Annotated in this window: 17 protein-coding genes and 1 tRNA gene; 2 read left to right on the top strand and 16 right to left on the bottom strand. The window is 47.6% G+C overall.

Features of this window, described 5'->3' with window-relative positions; all coding sequences use genetic code 11:
• Positions 1 to 24 precede the first annotated feature (24 nt).
• From pheS to ACO0K2_RS04050, 11 genes are all read right to left on the bottom strand, one after another.
• Complete coding sequence (pheS, locus tag ACO0K2_RS04100; protein ID WP_423015963.1) at positions 25 to 1041, bottom strand: phenylalanine--tRNA ligase subunit alpha; 1017 nt, start codon at positions 1039 to 1041, stop codon at positions 25 to 27.
• A gap of 225 nt (positions 1042 to 1266) precedes the next feature.
• Complete coding sequence (rplT, locus tag ACO0K2_RS04095; protein ID WP_186885142.1) at positions 1267 to 1626, bottom strand: 50S ribosomal protein L20; 360 nt, start codon at positions 1624 to 1626, stop codon at positions 1267 to 1269.
• A 27-nt stretch (positions 1627 to 1653) separates the two neighbouring features.
• Positions 1654 to 1851, bottom strand: coding sequence for a 50S ribosomal protein L35 (gene rpmI, locus ACO0K2_RS04090; protein ID WP_110253942.1), 198 nt, complete (start codon positions 1849 to 1851; stop codon positions 1654 to 1656).
• Between the two features lie 168 nt (positions 1852 to 2019).
• Complete coding sequence (infC, locus tag ACO0K2_RS04085) at positions 2020 to 2541, bottom strand: translation initiation factor IF-3 (protein ID WP_186911918.1); 522 nt, start codon at positions 2539 to 2541, stop codon at positions 2020 to 2022.
• A gap of 74 nt (positions 2542 to 2615) precedes the next feature.
• On the bottom strand, positions 2616 to 4526 hold the full coding sequence (gene thrS, locus ACO0K2_RS04080) for a threonine--tRNA ligase (protein ID WP_423015960.1): 1911 nt from the start codon (positions 4524 to 4526) through the stop codon (positions 2616 to 2618).
• 208 nt (positions 4527 to 4734) lie between these two features.
• Positions 4735 to 4811 (bottom strand) — tRNA-Val (locus ACO0K2_RS04075).
• Positions 4812 to 4928: 117 nt separating this feature from the next.
• Positions 4929 to 7163: a RelA/SpoT family protein gene (locus ACO0K2_RS04070; protein WP_423015958.1), complete on the bottom strand. Its 2235-nt coding sequence runs from the start codon at positions 7161 to 7163 to the stop codon at positions 4929 to 4931.
• An 8-nt stretch (positions 7164 to 7171) separates the two neighbouring features.
• A complete protein-coding gene (locus ACO0K2_RS04065; RefSeq protein WP_423015956.1) occupies positions 7172 to 7522 on the bottom strand; it encodes a RidA family protein in 351 nt (116 codons plus the stop codon).
• Positions 7523 to 7660: 138 nt separating this feature from the next.
• Positions 7661 to 8530 (bottom strand): alpha/beta fold hydrolase, encoded by an 870-nt coding sequence (locus tag ACO0K2_RS04060; protein WP_423015954.1) that lies wholly within the window; start codon positions 8528 to 8530, stop codon positions 7661 to 7663.
• Positions 8531 to 8779: 249 nt separating this feature from the next.
• Positions 8780 to 9421: a CoA transferase subunit B gene (locus tag ACO0K2_RS04055; protein ID WP_423015952.1), complete on the bottom strand. Its 642-nt coding sequence runs from the start codon at positions 9419 to 9421 to the stop codon at positions 8780 to 8782.
• A gap of 16 nt (positions 9422 to 9437) precedes the next feature.
• Complete coding sequence (locus ACO0K2_RS04050) at positions 9438 to 10139, bottom strand: CoA transferase subunit A (RefSeq protein WP_423015950.1); 702 nt, start codon at positions 10137 to 10139, stop codon at positions 9438 to 9440.
• A 255-nt stretch (positions 10140 to 10394) separates the two neighbouring features.
• Here ACO0K2_RS04050 and ACO0K2_RS04045 point away from each other — a divergent pair, with 255 nt between their 5' ends.
• The gene (locus tag ACO0K2_RS04045; RefSeq protein ID WP_423015948.1) at positions 10395 to 10955 is read left to right on the top strand and encodes a LuxR C-terminal-related transcriptional regulator; all 561 of its coding nucleotides are present in this window, start codon (positions 10395 to 10397) and stop codon (positions 10953 to 10955) included.
• 21 nt (positions 10956 to 10976) lie between these two features.
• Here ACO0K2_RS04045 and ACO0K2_RS04040 read toward each other — a convergent pair whose 3' ends face one another.
• Together ACO0K2_RS04040 and ACO0K2_RS04035 are read right to left on the bottom strand one after the other, a co-directional pair.
• Positions 10977 to 11417 (bottom strand): acyl-CoA thioesterase, encoded by a 441-nt coding sequence (locus ACO0K2_RS04040; protein WP_423015946.1) that lies wholly within the window; start codon positions 11415 to 11417, stop codon positions 10977 to 10979.
• Complete coding sequence (locus tag ACO0K2_RS04035; protein ID WP_423015944.1) at positions 11417 to 12193, bottom strand: SDR family oxidoreductase; 777 nt, start codon at positions 12191 to 12193, stop codon at positions 11417 to 11419. The genes ACO0K2_RS04040 and ACO0K2_RS04035 overlap by 1 nt, the downstream gene beginning before the upstream one ends.
• Positions 12194 to 12536: 343 nt before the next feature.
• On the opposite strand from ACO0K2_RS04035, the gene ACO0K2_RS04030 reads away from it, so the two are divergent.
• Complete coding sequence (locus ACO0K2_RS04030) at positions 12537 to 14165, top strand: electron transfer flavoprotein-ubiquinone oxidoreductase (RefSeq protein ID WP_423016175.1); 1629 nt, start codon at positions 12537 to 12539, stop codon at positions 14163 to 14165.
• Between the two features lie 142 nt (positions 14166 to 14307).
• Here the strand turns inward: ACO0K2_RS04030 and ACO0K2_RS04025 are convergent, their stop codons facing one another.
• Genes ACO0K2_RS04025 through nuoN form a run of 3 tightly spaced genes read right to left on the bottom strand, consistent with a single transcriptional unit; the run spans position 14308 to position 16686 of the window.
• A complete protein-coding gene (locus tag ACO0K2_RS04025) occupies positions 14308 to 14886 on the bottom strand; it encodes an NUDIX domain-containing protein (protein WP_423015943.1) in 579 nt (192 codons plus the stop codon).
• A complete protein-coding gene (locus tag ACO0K2_RS04020) occupies positions 14879 to 15190 on the bottom strand; it encodes a DUF2818 family protein (RefSeq protein WP_423015941.1) in 312 nt (103 codons plus the stop codon). The genes ACO0K2_RS04025 and ACO0K2_RS04020 overlap by 8 nt, the downstream gene beginning before the upstream one ends.
• A gap of 11 nt (positions 15191 to 15201) precedes the next feature.
• Positions 15202 to 16686 carry an NADH-quinone oxidoreductase subunit NuoN gene (gene nuoN, locus ACO0K2_RS04015; RefSeq protein WP_423016173.1) on the bottom strand — a complete coding sequence of 495 codons (1485 nt, stop codon included), beginning with the start codon at positions 16684 to 16686 and terminating at the stop codon, positions 15202 to 15204.
• Positions 16687 to 16753: the final 67 nt, after the last annotated feature.

The raw sequence follows: 16753 nt of genomic DNA, 5'->3' as shown, positions 1-16753 counted from the left end.
CTGAGCGCAGTGCGCCCAGAAAATTTAGTTGAATTGCTTCAGGAAACGCAAGTCGCCTTCGTAGAACAAGCGCAAATCGTTGACGCCATAACGCAACATCGTTAAGCGCTCCAGACCTGAACCAAAAGCAAAGCCGATATAGGTTTCTGGATCGAGGCCCATATTACGAATGACACTTGGATGAACCTGGCCAGAGCCCGACACTTCGAGCCAACGTCCTTTCAATGGACCACTACCGAACGCAATATCAATCTCAGCCGACGGTTCAGTAAATGGGAAATACGAAGGACGGAAACGTACCTGCAAATCATCCGTTTCAAAGAAGGCTTTAACAAAGTTTAAGTAGACGCCTTTCAAATCAGCAAAGCTGATGTCTTCTGCAATCCACAAACCTTCGACCTGATGAAACATCGGTGAATGAGTGGCATCGCTATCCACGCGATAGGTACGGCCTGGCGCAATAACTTTGATTGGCGGCTTGTTCATCCGTGCATAACGCACTTGCATTGGGCTAGTGTGTGTACGCAGCAATAACTGCTTATCTTGGCTATCTTTACCATCGATATAGAACGTATCTTGCATGGAACGTGCAGGATGATTTTCTGGGCTGTTGAGCGCGGTAAAATTTGTCCAGTCCGTCTCAATCTCTGGACCATCGGCAACATCAAAGCCGATCGAGCGGAAAATTTCTTCAACACGCTGCCATGTGCGCATTACTGGGTGAATACCCCCTACGCCACGGCCACGGCCTGGCAAGGTCACATCAATGGCTTCTGCGTTTAAACGTGCTTGCAGTTGGGCATTAGCCAATGCATCACGGCGCTCTGTCAGCGCGTTTTCAATTTGCACTTTGGCGGCGTTGATTACCGCACCTTGTGTCTTACGTTCATCTGGTGCGAGTTTCCCCAGACTTTTCATTTGTTCTGTAATCTGGCCACTTTTGCCGAGATATAAGGCTTTCGCATTTTCCAGCGCAGCGGCATCTGGCGCCGCAAGAAAATCAGCACATGCCTGGCTGACGATTTGATCTAAAGGGTTCATGCGTTGTTCCCGCTAACAAACTGATAATGATAAAACTGATACAAAATTTATCCAAGCAATCAAGCAAAGTCGTCAGAAAAAGCGCTCTGAAGGCATAGCGTGCTGGTGTCGTCTTGCATCAAGTTTTCAATGCGCTGAAAACAAAACGGGGCATAGGAATCAACCTCTGCCCCGCTTGATGGATGCGGTATGTTAACCATACCGCAAGCGACTACATATAACTAATTACGCAGCCAGGTTGGCTTTAACTTGATTAACAATCGCAGCAAATGCTGGTTTGTCCATCACAGCCATGTCTGCCAGTACTTTACGGTCGAGTTCGATGGACGCTTTTTTCAAGCCGTTCATGAACACGCTGTAAGTCATACCGTGTTGACGTGTTGCTGCGTTGATACGAGTAATCCACAATGCGCGGAATACGCGTTTCTTGTTGCGGCGATCGCGGTATGCGTATTGGCCAGCGCGCATAACTGCTTGCTTAGCAATACGGAATACTTTACTACGACGACCACGGTAACCTTTTGCAAGGTTTAATACTTTCTTATGACGGGCACGAGCTGTAACCCCACGTTTTACTCTAGGCATAATAACTCCTTAATAATGAGTATGAGGTTAAGCTGTTGGCATCATGCGCATTACGGACACCATGTTGGTGTCATGAACACCTACAGAACCGCGCAATTGACGTTTGTTTTTGGTAGTTTTCTTAGTCAAGATATGACGTTTGAAAGCTTGACCGCGTTTAACGGTACCACCTGGACGTACGCGGAAGCGCTTTTTTGCGCTGCTTTTCGTCTTCATTTTTGGCATAGCACTATCTGTCTGTTACGACAGCCTCATTTTATATGATGGTAGGTGGCAGCAACAATCGCTACTCTTGGATGCCTACTTCTCACTTATGGTGATCTGCCATTCAATACATGGCAGATCTTTCGCAACCCGCACCAACGCGTATCGCAAAATTCTTTATTTTACTGCTTACTTCTTCTTTTTCGGCGCCAGAATCATGACCATCTGACGACCTTCCATCTTTGGAAACTGCTCTACCTGACCATATGGTTCAAGATCCAGCTTCAGGCGTTCAAGCACGCGCATACCGATCTCTTGGTGCGCCATTTCACGACCGCGGAAACGCAGCGTGATCTTTGTTTTATCGCCATCATCAAGAAACTTGATCAAATTACGCAGTTTGATGTTGTAGTCACCATCATCCGTACCTGGGCGGAATTTCACTTCCTTCACCAAAATGACTTTTTGCTTCAATTTGGCTTCGTGAGCTTTCTTCTGCTCTTGGTACTTAAACTTGCCGTAATCCATCAAACGACAAACTGGTGGTTGCGCGGTTGGTGCAATCTCCACCAAATCCACATTAGCCTCTTCGGCCAAGCGGAAGGCTTCACCCAGTTTAACGATCCCCAGAGGTTCGTTATCAACGCCAGACAAGCGCACTTCAGGCGCGGTAACTTCACCGTTGATACGATGTGTTCTTTCGGTAGCTATTGCAGTTTCCTTTAAAAAATAAAAATCTTCACCGTGCCACCTCCCTTAATAAAGGGAGATTGCTGACTGATCTGTTAAACCTTGTTTGATATCTCGTCTTTCAGACGGGAAATGAAGGCATCAAGAGGCATCACCCCAAGATCCAGATTGCCACGCGTACGCACAGCCACTGTGTTGGCATCCCGTTCTTTATCGCCAATTACTAAGATGTAAGGTAATTTTTGAATAGAATGCTCGCGTATTTTATATGTAATTTTCTCATTACGCAAATCAGTATTTACTCTAAACCCTTGTTTTTTCAGGTTTTCTGCAACAGCTTTCGTATATTCAGCCTGCGATTCAGAGATATTCAGCACAGAAACTTGCACTGGTGCCAACCATAACGGCAACGCACCCGCGTGATTTTCGATAAGAATGCCAATAAAACGTTCCATAGAACCAACAATCGCACGGTGCAACATCACTGGAACTTTACGACTGTTGTCATCGGCAACATATTCCGCACCCAAGCGACCAGGCATAAAGAAGTCGACCTGCATGGTACCTACTTGCCAAGGACGACCCAAGCTATCTTTCAGGTGATATTCAATCTTCGGACCGTAAAACGCTCCCTCACCCGGCAATTCTTCCCACTCTGTGACACCACAGCTACGCAAACCGGCACGCAGTGTTTCCTCTGCCTTATCCCAGATTTCATCTGTACCAATACGATTATCAGGGCGCAATGCCAATTTAATCGCAATATTATCAAAACCGAAATCTTTATAGACTTTCATCGCTTGCGGGTGGAAAGCGATAACCTCGTCTTGGATCTGCTCTTCTGTACAGAAAATATGGCCGTCATCTTGTGTAAAGCCGCGAACGCGCATAATGCCATGCAGCGCACCGGAAGGCTCATTGCGATGACACTGACCAAACTCACCGAAACGCAAAGGCAGATCACGGTAGCTCTTCATGCCAGAGTTAAAAATCTGCACATGACCAGGGCAATTCATCGGCTTGAGTGCATACGCACGATTTTCGGACTCAGTGACAAACATATTGTCTTTGTAGTTATCCCAGTGACCTGTTTTATTCCACAGGCTACTGTCCAGAATCTGAGGACCTTTAACTTCTTGATAACCGCAGTCTTGGTAAACCTTACGCATGTATTGTTCGATTTGTTGCCAGATCGTCCAGCCCTTAGCATGCCAAAATACGAGACCAGGTGCCTCATCTTGAAAATGGAAGAAGTCCAACGCCTTACCCAACTTACGGTGATCGCGTTTTTCGGCCTCTTCCAACATGTGCAAATATTGCTCTTGGTCTTCCTTCTTAGCAAAGGCAGTACCATAAATACGCTGCAGCATCTCATTCTTAGAGTCGCCACGCCAGTAAGCACCAGCGAGCTTCATCAACTTAAATACTCTCAATTTACCTGTCGACGGTACGTGTGGGCCGCGGCACAAGTCAGTAAAGTTACCCTCAGTGTACAAAGAGACATCCTGATCTGCAGGAATAGATTCAATGATTTCCGCCTTATATGCCTCACCGATGGACTTAAAGTAGGCAACAGCTTCATCGCGCGGCAATACTTTACGAGTAACCTGCTCGTCTTTCTTCGCCAACTCAGCCATTTTCTTTTCAATCAACACCAAGTCATCAGGTGTGAATGGGCGCTTATACGAGAAATCGTAATAAAAGCCGTTTTCGATCACAGGTCCAATAGTGACCTGTGCATCTGGAAACAACTCCTTGACAGCATAGGCAAGTAAATGTGCTGTCGAGTGACGAATCACATCCAGGCCATCGGCGTCTTTATCAGTCACAATAGCCAGCTCAACATCATTCTCAATGAGAAAGGACGTGTCGACCAACTTACCATCGACGCGACCAGCCAGTGCCGCCTTAGCGAGACCCGCACCAATGCTAGCTGCAACTTGTGCAACCGTTACCGGCGCATCGAATTGTCGTTGCGAACCATCAGGAAGTTTTACTGAGACCATATCACTCTCCAAAGAGAAAGAAGTTTGCTAAAAAAGGGATTTTAAAAAACGCAGACGAAAAAAAAGCACGGCTAGCCGTGCTTTTTCACATTTAATACCGACGAAAAAGATCCTCGACTAGAGTCGCTCCCAAACCATTTGCGTGGTAGTTCGCGGTGTCATAACCAGGATGCCTTTCTCGCTCTTATCTAAGGTATTACTAATTCTATGGTAGACACGATTGGACTCGAACCAACGACCCCTACCATGTCAAGGTAGTGCTCTAACCAGCTGAGCTACGCGTCTAAAGAAACGAGAGTATAGCAGAACCATTCAACAAATTACTAGCCCCTCGGGCGACTTTTTTCTCATTTGAGGATCAAGCGAAAAAAATGATATGCATCATACGTCACCCACGGCCGCCTATTGGCGTCGAACCTCCTGCACCCCACTTACCTCTCGAATAATGGTCAACGCTTTCTGCAATTGCGTTGTTCCGCCAATTTCAACCGTAAAAGACATTCTCGCTTGTGATTTCGCACTTTGTGTATTGACACCAATCACATTTATTTTTTCACGCGAAAACACTTCTGAAATATCCCGCAGCAAACCCTGCCTATCTTGCGCCATGACGAAGATATCGACCGGATACACAGTATCTTTTACCTGCTCGCCCCACGTCGTCTGAATAACGCGCTCTGGGGCTTTATTTCGCATTTCAGCAAAATTTTTACACGTTAAGCGATGGATAGAAACACCCTTTCCTCGCGTCACAAATCCAACAATCGTGTCTGGCGGCGCAGGCTTACAACAACGCGCTAACTGCGTCATCAAACCATCCGTTCCCACAACAAGGACGCCCGACTTGGCTCCTTGGGTCACACTGGAGGCACGACTCTTATTCGCTACAAACTCATCGGGTTCTTCCACTGGCGCACTATCACGCAAGACCGTTTCAATCTGACGCAGACTGAATTCATCCTTGCCAACAGAGAGAAAGAACTCATCCAATGCAGCAAACCCTAACTTGCGCGCCAGCTCTTCCAGATTGACTGCTGTCTTACCTTCGCGCTGCAACGTCTTCTCTACCAGCGAACGTCCATGCGTCAGCGTTTCCTGCTGGTCAATCGCGTTGAACCAAGCACGGATCTTACTTCGAGTACGAGTACTGACCGAATATTCAGGACTCAGCCAATCCCTCGACGGCCCTGTTTGTGGCGAACCTGCCTTGAGCGTAATAATCTCGACTGTCTGACCATTCTTCAACCGCGTGTTCAATGGCACCATCACACTATCGACGCGCGCGCCACGGCAGCGATGCCCCACATCAGTATGGAGTTGATAAGCGAAATCAACCGGCGTCGCACCACAAGGCAACTCGATCACTCTCGCCTGCGGTGTCAACACGTAAATTCGATCATCGAGACTCGCCGCCTTGAGCTTCTCCACCCATTCCCGTTGCACTTCCTCATGCTCAACAACTGCATCAGCAATATCCGTCTTCCATGCCAAAAGTTGTCGAAGCCAGGCAATTTTCTCGTCGTACTCTTGGGCAGTAAAGTTAGAACCACCACTTTCCTTATAGCGCCAATGGGCCGCCACACCATATTCCGCAAATTGGTGCATTTCTCGCGTACGAATCTGCACTTCGAGGGGGCGACCATCCTCTACGACAACGACCGTATGGAGCGATTTATAACCATTGGGTTTTGGTCGAGAAATATAATCATCGAACTCTTTTGGCAGCGGCGCCCAAGCGTTATGAACGATACCCAATACGGTGTAGCAATCTTTTATATCATCTACGATAACGCGAAAAGCGCGCACATCATAAAGTTCATCAAAATGAACCGACTTGCCTTTCATCTTTTTCCAGATGCTGTAGATGTGCTTGGGACGACCACTCACCTCTGCTTTGACGCCCGCGATTTTCAACTCAGCATTCAAACGCGCGATCGCACTGACGACAAAGCTCTCACGCTCGACCCGTTTTTCTTCAAGCATTTTGGCAATACGCTTGTATTGCTCCGGCTCCAGAAAACGAAATGACAAGTCTTCTAATTCCCACTTTAATTGCCAAACACCGAGTCTATTTGCCAATGGCGCATACAGATCCATGGTCTCACTCGCGTATTGCTTGGAAGACCCATCCTCACGTTTTATCTCAGCAAAATAACGCAACGTGGTCACGCGCGAGGCAAGCCGCACGAGTACCACACGCATATCCGTCGCCATCGCAAGTACCATCTTGCGAAGGGTCTCCATTTGCGTGGCGGCTTTTTCTGCGGCGTCCTTCCCTTTTCCCGTCTCGTGCTGGGTAAGCGCCGCCTCTCGCAGCTTCATTAAACGACGAATTCCGGTAACGAGATCAGCAATTTCTTTCCCGAACAGGACTTCAATTTGCGGCGCAATTGCCGGACACAATTCCGGCAATTCAAACAACAAGGCGGCAATTCTTGAATCCACATCGGTTCTCAGCATCGCCAGTGTCGACACCACCCCAACCACAAATTGGAGGGCATTTTGACCTGTGATCACATGTCGATCAGTGTAATGGGGCGTGACAAACTCCAACGCGGTCATCACGCGTTCTTTATCAGCGTCTGAGAGGCCATCAGTCAATTGTGATACTGATGCCGAAGTGGAGCTCGATACCATATCAATCTTTACTTTTGTGCTGCGGTCACAACAACTTCAATTAACCAATCTGGGTTTGCTAATTTTGCCTCGACAGTTGCCCGTGGCGGTGAATTTCCCGGCGCGACCCATTCATCCCATACGCGATTCATCTCACCTATCAGGGCGATATCCTTCAAATAAATCTGACATGACAGAATTCGTGTTTTATCGCTGCCCGCCTCTTGCAATAAGCGATCGATATGCCCTAAGACTTCAGCAGTCTGGCCGCTGATATCGTTCCCTGGAATCTCCGGGATTTGCCCCGCTAAATACACAACACCGTTGTGAATAGCGACTTCGGATAAACGCTGGCCTACGTGCAATCTTTTAATTTCCATGTTCTACTCTTCTCACGTTCTTTTAACACCTACTGCTCAACAACTGCTCATCGACTGCTGTTATTGCAAATTCTCTTGCTCTTATTGGCGTGTCGCCCCACCGTCTCAGCGTGCTTTTAATCAGCCAATGCCACTACCTCATGCATGACCCAGAAAAAAATTGCGTGCAATCGCAATCTGCTCGTCACTGACAAAGGTCGGTGCATGCCCCACGCCCGGAATCTGAACCAAACTGGCACATGGTCCTCGCTTTGTCATTTCTATCGCTGTTTCCATCGATAACAAATCGGAATATTCTCCGCGCACCACCAAGGTTTTGCTTTTGATCGCATCATAAGCCGCCCACAACATCGCTTCGCCTGCGGCAGCCTGTTCTGCCGTTACCGATTTAAACGGCAAACCTAGCCCCAAATCATAGTGTTTCACCCACTGACCCGCTTCATTTTGGCGCAACACATCGCGTGCGAGTTTTTCCCATTGCACATCAGTGTGCGCTCCAAAGGGTTGCGATATCGCTTTAATGTAGGCCAACGCCTCATCAAACCGATCAAAGGCAACACCTTGCCCAACGTAATCACCAATTCTTGCCAAGGCGACAGGGTTAAGTGCTGGTCCAACATCATTCAGAATCAATTTTCGGATCGGATTCCCCTCAAGGGAAGCAATACCCATACCAATCAGGCCTCCCATCGAGGTGCCAAACCAGTCAACTTGCTCGACATCAAGACGTGCCAACAAAGTCACCATATCACTCACATACTGAGGAATCTGGTAATGCATCGGATTGCGTAAACGCTCGGAAGCACCTCGGCCGACTACATCAGGACAGATGACGCGATAACGATCTGATAAATTTTTCGCCAACGCATCAAAATCGTCCGAGACGCGAGCCAGCCCATGCACGCACACCAAGACCTCGGGATTCGATCTATCGCCCCATTCTTGATAGGACATCCAATGCAGTCCGGTTGGCGATAGGCACTGAACGAATTGTCGTCTGGCTTGCATAAGAACTCCTCGGTAGTTAAATGTTTCTCGCTGTGCAAGCGGCTATTGTAACGAACACTGATCTGAATATCATTGATTTCGGAGGATATTGCCTTGTTTTCTTCAGCAATATCAACAGATCTGTCGTAAGAGATATTCCCGCCACCTCCTGAGCATCAGCATCAACATAAAAAAAGCCGACAATCGCTGTCGGCTTTTATGTTTGACACGTTTGCACACACAGCAAACCATGCCCTTTTATTGCAACAATCAAGAAAATGCTGAGATGTCTAAAGCTGGTTCTGTTTTCGCAACAATCTCATCAACCGTCACACCTGAAGCCAATTCAACCAACTTCAGACCTTGTGGCGTTACGTCGATAACACCAAGATCGGTGATGATTCTGTTGACAACACCAACACCTGTCAACGGCAAATTACACTGATTCAGAATCTTGTGGGCATCACCTTTAGCGACATGCTCCATTAACACTACAACGCGACCTACACCCGCCACGAGATCCATCGCTCCACCCATGCCTTTAACCATTTTGCCGGGAATCATCCAGTTTGCGAGATCACCCTTTTGACTAACTTGCATGGCGCCCAATATCGCCAGATTAATTTTTCCGCCACGAATCATGGCGAAAGAGTCAGCGGAACTAAAAATAGATGAGCCAGGCAAGGTCGTTACCGTTTGCTTGCCTGCATTAATTAAATCGGCGTCCACTTCATCTTCCGTCGGAAATGGTCCAATGCCGAGCAAACCATTCTCAGATTGCAGCCAAACCTCCATCCCTTGCGGCACATGATTAGCAACCAAGGTCGGCAATCCGATACCCAGATTGACGTAATAACCATCTTGCAATTCCAACGCTGCACGTGCAGCCATTTCATCACGATTCCATGCCATGTTTGCTCTCCTGATCTTAATTTGATGGGCGCACTGTACGTTGTTCGATACGTTTCTCAGGTGCGGTGTTGACAACGATACGTTGCACAAAGATACCTGGTGTATGCACATCATCAGGATCAATCTCACCAATCTCAACTAATTCTTCCACCTCGGCTACGGTGATTTTTCCCGCCATAGCGACATTCGGATTGAAATTACGCGCGGTTTTGCGATACACCAGATTACCCGCTTTGTCCGCCTTCCACGCTTTGACGAGAGAGACATCAGAAACCAAAGAACGCTCCATCACATACTGATGACCATCAAATTCACGTATTTCTTTGCCCTCTGCGACAATGGTTCCCACACCCGTTTTAGTGAAAAAAGCAGGAATGCCAGCACCACCAGCACGCAATTTCTCTGCTAAGGTCCCTTGCGGTGTGAATTCCAGCTCCAATTCGCCGGCCAAGTACTGGCGCTCAAATTCTTTATTTTCCCCGACATAAGAGGAAATCATTTTTTTAATCTGGCGCGTCGTCAATAATTGCCCCAAACCAAAACCATCTACCCCGGCATTATTGGAGATCGCGGTCAGTTCTTTAGCCCCCGTGTCGCGTAATGCTGCAATCAGCGCCTCTGGAATACCGCACAAGCCAAAACCACCAACGGCGATGGTCTGTCCGTCTTTAACAATGTCCGCTAAAGCGGCTTTTGCATCGGGATAAACTTTATTCATTACTTCCCCCTTCTGTCTTCTCGAAATGGTTGGATAACACTGTATTTTCATAGAGCGGCCAAATCAGGCATGAACATCAACGTGTCCAATGTATCCACGTCGCACAACAGATGCCAAACCGACCCCGCAACACCAGTACCTGGTGCCCCATGTCTATTCTTTAAAATCCTTCAAGCATATGATGCTACGCTATACTTCGCAATACCGTAAAACTACGAAATGTAGCACTACCCATACGACAGACCCCAACGCCCCATGGATTCCAAAAACACTATCGATTTCGAACGTATTTTTCATTTAGCACCGATCGGTATGTGCATCTCCAGAAACCGCATCATTCTCGCTTGCAATGAGGCGATGACTGACATGTTCGGGTTAGGTGAGAATTTACTTGTTGATGCTTCGTTCCAGATCCTTTATCCGACACCAGATGAATTCGAGAGAACTGGTGCGAGAATCGCGCCAATCATGAACGCCAAGGGAAGCTACTCGGATGAGCGCATCATGAAAAGAGCAAGTCAGGAATTGTTCTGGTGCCACGTCTCTGGGCGTGTTCTAGAGAAAAAGAATGCATCAACAACAGAAATCTGGACATTTGAGGATCTCAGTGCCAAGCGACCTGTCAGCGCAGAACTCACGCCACGAGAGCGTGAGATCTCGGCTATGCTGGTCGAGGGAAAAACCAGCAAGCTCATTGCACGTCAAATCGGCCTGAGCCCAAGAACCGTCGAAATGCACAGAGCAAAATTAATGCGTAAATTCTGTGCATCGACATCCAGCGAATTAGTGCACAAACTTCTCGGACTCATGCATTAACGGCTACTGACCACACGCGGATCAGCGACGCCGCCTCTGCGTACTTTTAATCTCGGCAAACTTCTGCTTGATTGCATCAGGCAGCGGCACTGACTTCTCTGTCGAGGGATCCACCCACACGACTTTCGCACCACCCTCGGCATACAGTGAATAGCCATCTCCGACAGAGCGCATTTCTTGGATCGTTTCAAAGCTCGTGCGACCCGGCGTCGAGATGTACGTACAGACCTCGACTTGACCTGGATATTTCAACGGCTTTTTAAACGTGCAATGGGCATTAATGATCACGGGACCGTGCCCATTTTCATCAGGCAAGCACCCCATCATTGAGAGCCATTCAATACGTGCTTGCTCCATGTACTGGAAATACACCGTATTGTTCACGTGACCCAGCGCATCCATGTCACCCCACCGAATAGGAATGGTGACCGTGTACACGAGCTTCTTGTCACCAGCCGTCATTATTGAACACTCATCCCATCATCGGCTGTCACGATCGCACCATTAAGGAAACGTGACTCCTCGGCGGCCAACAATAAGAGTAACCCATCGAGATCTTCAGGATTGCCCACCCGTTTCCTTGGCAACATGTCGATGAGCTTCTGTCCCTGTTCGGTTTCGAAATATTCTTCGTTAATCTCAGTGGAGATATAACCAGGACAAATAGCATTGACGTTGATGCCGTATTTACCCCATTCGACGGCCATCGCCTTCGTCATATGAACAACAGCGGCTTTACTCATGCAGTAGATACCAATCTGTGGCAACACGCGCAAGCCAGCGACAGAAGCGATATTGATGATACGGTGTTGTTTTCTTGGGTCACCTTTATGACGCGCAATCATCCGTTTAGCAGCCTCTTGTGCAACAAAAAAGGCGCCACGTTGATTGGTATCCATGACATACGCATAATCATCAGGCGTTACATCCACCAAACGTTGAGTCGTCGACACACCAGAGTTATTGATCAGAATATCGATTGGTCCCGCTTCAGTCTCGGCGTGAGCGATTGCTGACTTGATACTGGCGTAATCGGTCACATCCAGTGCAACGACATGTGCGGCGCCTCCCTCTGCTTCGATTTCGGCACGCAACTCTTTGAGACGGTCGATGCGACGGGAAGCCAACACGACTTGAGCCCCGGCTTGGGCGAGGATTTTGGCGAATCTCGCACCTAAACCACTGGATGCACCGGTAATCAGCGCAATTTTTCCTTCAAAGTTGACTTCTATACCCATCAGTATCTCCGCGAAAAATAGTAAACGTGTTGCACTCTGTTCGAGTTGCTATGATGACATACAGATCACGTTTGTGTTGTATGGATTTACGCTCGACATGCAATTTTCTTGCTATTTCACACGTAAATTACGCTAAATTGATGCGTTGATAACATCGCTCTGCCATAATTCAAAATTCACCAGACATCTGGTTGGTGATCTTCGTCTAATCTGAAACTTGCAGATTCACTTTACAGCAGATAACATGCTGAAAATAATTTAGCACGTTCGTTCGAAAATATTTCCAGAAAGTGATTACCCCATGACCCAATCCCTACTAGAACAATATGGTCCACGCGACACCATGGAATACGATGTCGTTATCGTGGGTGGTGGACCTGCCGGATTGTCTGCCGCGATCAAATTGAAGCAATTAGCTGCAGAAAAAGGCAATGACGTCTCCGTTTGCGTTCTCGAAAAAGGGGGCGAATTAGGTGCGCACATTCTTTCTGGTGCGGTAATGGATCCTCAAGCACTGACAGAATTGATTCCAAATTGGAAAGAACTCGGTGCTCCGCTGAATACGCCTGTCACGGAAGACCGTTTCTTATTTCTGACAGAAACGAAAGCACACAAGACGCCCAATTGGATGTTGCCACAGTGCTTCCAGAATCATGGCAACTTCGTCATCTCTCTCGCGAACGTCGTACGCTGGCTAGGTCAGCAAGCAGAAAACCTCGGCGTTGAAATTTTCCCTGGTTTTCCAGCGGCTGAAATTCTCTACAACGACGACGGCTCTGTTAAAGGTGTTGCAACTGGCAATATGGGGGTTAATCGTGAAGGCGAGCCGGGTCCTGCGTTTCAATTGGGTATGGAATTGCATGCAAAGTACACCCTCTTCGCAGAAGGCGCTCGCGGTCACTTAGGTAAACAGTTAATCGCCAAATACGATTTAAATAAAGGTAAAGATCCACAAACTTACGGTATTGGTATCAAGGAACTGTGGGAAATCGATCCAGCAAAGCATCAACCAGGCTTGGTAATTCACTCTGCCGGATGGCCGTTGGATAGCTCCACTTACGGTGGTTCCTTCTTATATCATCTGGAAAACAATCAAGTTGCCGTTGGTTACGTTGTAGGTCTTGGATATGAGAACCCGTACCTCTCCCCTTACGAAGAATTCCAACGCTACAAGACGCATCCAGAAATTCGCCAGTTCTTTGAAGGTGGAAAACGGATCGCTTATGGCGCACGTGCGATCACCGCTGGCGGCTTGCAATCATTGCCGAAGCTGACATTCCCAGGCGGTGCATTGATCGGATGCGATGCTGGCTTCCTTAATGCAAGCCGTATCAAAGGAAGTCACGCGGCGATCAAAACTGGCATGTTAGCCGCCGATGCCGTCTTTGCAGCCCTGGGCGAAAATCGTCAATACGACGAAGTCACGGCGTACAGCAAGGCATTTGAAGCATCGTGGTTGCACGAAGAATTGCACAAAGCACGTAACTTTAAGCCTTGGATGAGCAAAGGTTTGTATTTGGGCACATTAATGGTCGGTATCGATCAAGTCGTCTTTGGTGGTAAAGCGCCTTGGACTCTTCGCCATACGCATGCTGATCACGAATGTCTGCGCCCTGCGTCGGAATTCCAGCCCATCGTTTATCCGAAACCCGATGGCAAGCTGACCTTTGATCGCCTATCGTCTGTTTTCATTTCGAATACAAATCATGCGGAAGACCAGCCTATTCATTTGACTTTGAAAAATGCGAATGTCCCGGTTGACATTAATCTGGCGAAGTATGCAGGTCCTGAGGCACGTTATTGCCCAGCAGGTGTCTACGAATACATGAAGACCGATGATGGCAAAGATCGTTTGCAAATCAACTCTCAGAACTGTGTTCATTGCAAAACATGCGACATCAAAGATCCTACGCAGAATATTGTCTGGGTCACACCAGAAGGTGGCGGCGGTCCGAACTATCCAAATATGTAATAAAAAAGCCGCTGGGTTCAACTACCCAGCGGCTTTTTTTTATTCATATGAGGCTTTTTACTCATCGAGTTCTGATATTCATCGCGCTCTTTGACTCGTCAAGTCTAGTTACTCGTATAAACCTATTTCGTGTCGAGCGTCGTTACCACAACTCTTTCTGGATTTTTTCCAACCAGAATGTCCCGATCACCGTTTTGACGTCAGTGATCTTCCCTTCCCGCACCCAAGTCAATAACTCTTCTTGTGTCGCCACAAAGGTTTCGAGAAATTCGCCCTCATCCAATTCTGAATCACCAGCCGTAAGCCCTTGAGCAAGATAAATTTCCAGATGCTCGTCCGCATAGGCGATAGCATTGTGAATCGTACAAACATGCCGCCACGTCGTTGCTGTATAGCCCGTCTCTTCCCTCAGCTCACGTTTTGCACAGGCGAGAATGTCTTCACCAGAATCGATTTTCCCAGCTGGAAATTCAATAAACACACGATCTAACGGATACCGAAACTGCCGCTCCATCAGCACCTTGCCGTCATCGAACAGAGGAATAACAACAACAGCACCGGGATGACGAATATACTCCCGGGTCGTTATTTTCCCGTCTGGCAATGAAACACGGTCTTTCTGGATTTGCAAAAAGTCACCGTCGTACGCGAGTCCGCCGTCCAACCTAGACTCTCTTAAATGACGATCGACCTCATCAACAGCAGACTCTTGTTTAGGCATGATCTCTTCTCAGGTAACGAAACACAAAACCAGGAAAGCTCAATACAACAAAGAGACAGCCACTGATTGCATAAAATTCCCATCCTTGCGGGAAGGCATTACCTTCTGCCCGTTCCAACGCAAAACCGAGTTGCCCCACCAACACATAAAGGACAACTAACTCAATCAGTCTTACCCAAAACGGTTTAAGCAAAGAAAAACGCTGTACCGTGATAAAAGCGAAACAGCGTTCATTAAGAAATGGAAGGTTGGCAGCAACAACCGCCAACACGACCACTAACCACACAGATGCGGAGCTACTCAAAAGATTCTACCTTAGGATGCTAACGTCTTAACGATGGCGTTCAAACAAGTTGACATCAACGTATCAGGGATCAATCCCAACACCAAAACGGCAGCGCCATTGAGACTCAGGATAATGCGAACATCAAAGCTTGGATTGATCAATGCATTGTCTGATGGCTCATCAAAGTACATCAACTTCACGACACGCAGGTAATAGAAAGTACCGATCAAAGAGAACAACACTGCAACCAATGCCAACCATAATTTGTGGCTTGCAACCACGGACTGCAATACAGAGAACTTCGCGTAGAAGCCCATCATTGGCGGGATACCTGCCAACGAGAACATCAACAAGAGCATCACAAATGCAAACCAAGGTGAACGCTTGTTTAAGCCTTTCAAATCGTCCAAGTTGTCTGCTTCAAAGCCCGAGCGGGACAACAACATGATGACACCGAAAGTACCAAGAGTTGTCAGCACATAAGTGATACTGTAAAACATCGACGCGCTGTAAGCGTCTGCAGCCATACTCGTGTCACCGTTGACCACACCGGACAATAAACCAAGCAGCATGAATCCCATCTGAGAAATCGTGGAGTATGCAAGCATGCGCTTCAAGTTCGTCTGGGCGATCGCTGTCAGATTACCCACCGCCATCGACATGACAGCCAAGACCACCAGCATTTGCTGCCAATCTACTGCTTGAGAGAACAAACCTTCAACTAAGAGACGGAAAGTAATCGCAAAAGCCGCTAATTTCGGTGCCCCACCCAATAACAATGTCACAGCGGTTGGAGAACCTTGATACACGTCAGGTACCCACATGTGGAACGGAACAACACCGAGTTTGAATGCCAGGCCAGCTACGAGGAATACAATACCAAACACCAAAATCGTTTTATTACCCGCTGGGTCAGCAGCAACGCGTGCTACTTCAGACAATTCCAAAGAACCTGTCGCCCCGTATAACATAGAAATACCGTACAGCATGAAACCTGATGCCAACGCGCCAAGAATGAAATACTTCATCGCAGCTTCTGTTGAAACAACGTGATCGCGACGTAACGCCACCAGCGCATACAACGACAAGGACATCAATTCCAAACCGAGATAAATGATCAGGAAATTGTTGCCAGAAATCATAATCATTTGACCCAGCAAAGCGAAGAGCGCAAGAACGTAAAACTCACCACCAAGCTTACCGTTGCTCATGCCTCTATCTGTGATGTACTGGCGAGAATAGATTAACGTCATCCCTACAGCGACATACGAGAACATTTTTAAGAGCATCGACATCGGATCGGAGACAAACATGTTATTGCTAACATACGTTGACCCGTCGTTATTGGCCGTTGCAATCGTCAATGCTCCGCAGACGAACAGTGCCAGAATGCTCATGACAAAGGTCACATTCCGTTTGTTGTCTGCCAAAAACATATCAACCAGCAAAATGACGCAGGTTGCCAAGAGCAAAAATATTTCAGGATAAAGTGGTGTGAAGTTCATATTATTCAGTTCTACTAGCATTGATCTGCTATTACCCAATCTACACAGTGCACATCGGGTAACGGGCTTGCTTGTC

Source organism: Undibacterium sp. MH2W, assembly GCF_049340215.1.
Taxonomy (GTDB): Bacteria; Pseudomonadota; Gammaproteobacteria; order Burkholderiales; family Burkholderiaceae_D; genus Undibacterium.
This window is presented reverse-complemented; position numbering and strand designations above follow the sequence as displayed.